The sequence below is a fragment of the Paenibacillus sp. P4_E11 genome, from assembly GCF_056401635.1.
In genome coordinates this window covers 1-2,590 of the sequence record NZ_JBFUIX010000320.1, presented here as the reverse complement: position 1 = coordinate 2,590, position 2,590 = coordinate 1, and the positions used below count along the sequence as shown (strand labels likewise).

At 48.5% G+C, this 2,590-nt stretch carries 3 protein-coding genes; 1 reads left to right on the top strand and 2 read right to left on the bottom strand.

Annotated elements, in window-relative coordinates:
* Positions 1 to 568 (top strand): helix-turn-helix domain-containing protein (locus tag AC1DWB_RS33410; protein WP_477545396.1); only part of this gene is annotated, 568 nt, incomplete at its 5' end.
* Between the two features lie 138 nt (positions 569 to 706).
* Here AC1DWB_RS33410 and AC1DWB_RS33405 read toward each other — a convergent pair.
* Positions 707 to 1,678 carry a FecCD family ABC transporter permease gene (locus tag AC1DWB_RS33405; protein ID WP_477545395.1) on the bottom strand — a complete coding sequence of 324 codons (972 nt, stop codon included), beginning with the start codon at positions 1,676 to 1,678 and terminating at the stop codon, positions 707 to 709.
* Positions 1,679 to 2,590 (bottom strand): FecCD family ABC transporter permease (locus tag AC1DWB_RS33400; protein ID WP_477545394.1); only part of this gene is annotated, 912 nt, incomplete at its 5' end. It abuts the gene before it with no gap.

The following is a 2,590-nucleotide window of genomic DNA, read 5'->3' as shown; positions in this document are numbered from 1 at the left end:
GTACCGCATTCTGTCATTTATTGTGCAAGAAGGCTTGCTTGCGTTCGATCCGCCTGTCAGTTCTCCCGATATATCCGGATGTCCACATGAGAGTGAGGGCGCAGTCTTTGGAGGAGAACAGCTTATTCGCAATTATTTGGAGATTTTACTGATTCGTCTTATTCGCAGAAGAAGAGCGGAACAAAGCTCAAGCAGAACAGCGCCTTTAGTCGGAGAAAAACAAAGCAACGAATCGTTTTCAAACATGATCCATTTTATGCAAAGCAATATAGCCCAAAATTACACTCTCGACCAGTTGTGTGACATATTCGCGATCAGCCGTACGGGACTCAAAATGTTATTCAAGGAACATACGGGTATTGGGGCGATGGAATACTTCAATCGTCTGAAAATAGACCGGGCCAAGCAGCTCATCCGCGAGGAAAACGGGAATATTTCGTCGATCGCTGAAAGCTTGGGTTACAGTAGCGTTCACCATTTTTCCAGACAGTTCAAACGGCTCTCCGACATGACCCCCTCCGAATACGCCAGGTCCATTCTCGCACGTACAAAAAGGATAGGTGGATGAGGAAGTTGAAGTTCTCCATCGGACGAGCTTGTTACGTACCATAAATAGATAAAAACCGCGCAGCATCAAGCCTACACGGTTTTTATCATCGAACGAAAATATTTATTTTCATGGGTAAATCGGCTTACCGCACTAGCTTTACTTCGTGCGCAGCAGTAAATACAGGAAATAAGGCGCTCCGATGAACGCAGTCATAATCCCAACGGGAATTTCAATGGGCGGCATGATCATCCGTCCTGCCGTATCGGCTGCTGTTACTAGAATGGCCCCCAGCAGTGCCGAGGTTGGAAGCAGCAAACGATAATTGGGCCCCACCAGCAGCCGAGCTAGGTGAGGAATAACTAAACCAACGAAGCCGATAGCACCCGCAACAGCCACTACACTTCCCGCCAGCCCTACGGCTAGAACAATCAAGAACAGACGTACACGATCCGTCCGCATACCTAAACTGCGAATCGTATCCTCATTCAGTAGCAATGTATTCAACTGACGGGAAAACAGAAGGGCTAGTAGCCCGCATACAAGTGTCCACGGCCAAATCACATTCACATGCTCCCAGGAACGAGCGTAAAGACTGCCCTTCAGCCATACGAGTGCTTGGGCCGCAGTAGGCGCGAATTTGACGACCAGCAGGGTAACAACCGCATGTATGCCACTGGATACAGCAACCCCGCATAAAATAAGACGCTGCGGCTTGATTCCTTTGTTATAAGCGAGTAAATAAATTAGCAAACTGGCACCAATCGCCCCTGCAAAAGCAAAAAACGGTAATAAAACAGCTGAGTATTGCGGTACAGCAAGAATCATAATGACCGTCACCAGACCGCCGCCTGCTGTAATTCCCATTAAATCAGGAGCAGCAAGCGGATTCCGAGCTACCCCCTGCAGGATGGACCCAGAGAGAGACATATTGATACCAATAAGTACCGCAATCATCAACCGCGGCAGCCGGTAATCGTAGACAACTCCATCCCGCTGTACAATCTCTTCTACCAGTTGTCGGAAGGGAGTCTCCACCGCGCCTAGGCGTAAGCTGAGTACCGCCATAATGAGCATCAGTACACTGYCCGCTGTCAGAATAAGAACAAACCTCCGTTTTGGATGATGCACTTAGCTCCCCTCCATTTTTCGGCGCATTAAATACAGAAAAAACGGGGTTCCAAGCAGAGCGGTAATAATCCCAACTGGTGTATCCGTCGGATACAGCACCCATTGGCCGCCAACATCAGCCAGCAGCAGCAAGCTAGCCCCAGCAACAGCCGACATCGGAATCAGAATTCGATAATCCGTGCCTACCCATGACCTAACGATATGAGGAACCATTAAACCCACGAATCCTATAGGACCGCATAGCGCTACAGCTCCACCGACTAATAAAATAACGAGAAGAAAAGCAACTCTCCGAACACGAGTCACATTTTGCCCGAGTCCTCTAGCCGTATCCTCCCCTAATGAAAATACATTAAATTGATTAGCGAGAAATAAGCTTGCAAGTGCCCCAGGGACAATGCTGATCGCACTCAACTGCACATCCGTCCACGTCGTTCCGGACAATTTGCCCGCCATCCAATAAAGAATTTCCGACAATTTATCATCCTGCAAAATAATAAGCCCCGTTGTCATGGCAGCCAAAAATAACGATACCGAAACACCTGCTAACACAAGCCGAATGGAGGTGTAACCAGCCAACCCGGACAACGTGTATACAATGCTTCCTCCCGCAGCCGCTCCAATAAAGGCAGCAATCAGAATCGTAACCGTAACGTCTTTCAGACCAAATAAGGCTAAGGATAATACGACCAAGAAGGACGCCCCCTGATTAATGCCCATTAACTCTGGGTCAGACAACGGATTTCTTGTGATCCCTTGCAGTATGCAACCAGCTATAGCCAACCCCGCGCCAATAATAATCGCCAGAACGACACGCGGTAGCCGAACGAACCAGACCTTATAAACAAGCAGATTAGACGCATCCAAGCTCATGATTTCAGGAAGCTGTCTCCAGCCCAACCCCTTTACTCC